Source organism: Streptomyces sp. NRRL S-340 (genome assembly GCF_000720185.1).
Taxonomy (GTDB): Bacteria; Actinomycetota; Actinomycetes; order Streptomycetales; family Streptomycetaceae; genus Streptomyces.
The window spans coordinates 1-304 of the sequence record NZ_JOIY01000138.1 but is presented as its reverse complement, the minus strand read 5'-3'; the positions used below and the strand labels follow the sequence as shown (position 1 = coordinate 304).

Here is a 304-nt window from a genome sequence, read left to right as displayed (position 1 = left end):
GCTCGCCGACGCGATGGGCGTCCAGGCCGGTGCGCTCTACCGCTACTTCGCGACCAAACAGGACCTGCTCACCGCGATGGCCGAACACATGGTCGACGGTGTCGCCGACGCCGCCGGACCGGCGGGGGACGGCGACTGGAGCGAGAGAACGGCGCGCCTGGCCCGCGCGCTGCGCACGGCCCTGCTCGCCCACCGCGACGGCGCGCGCGTCTTCACCGGCACGCACGCGACCGGCCCGAACACCCTGGGCTTCGCCGACAGCCTCGTCGGCGTGCTGCGCGAGGCGGGCTTCGGCGACGCCGAA

Annotated in this window: 1 protein-coding gene; it reads left to right on the top strand. The window is 75.0% G+C overall.

Annotated features, from left to right (window positions below):
• On the top strand, positions 1-304 hold a 304-nt coding region (locus IG64_RS37300; protein WP_037865039.1), incomplete at both ends, for a TetR/AcrR family transcriptional regulator C-terminal domain-containing protein.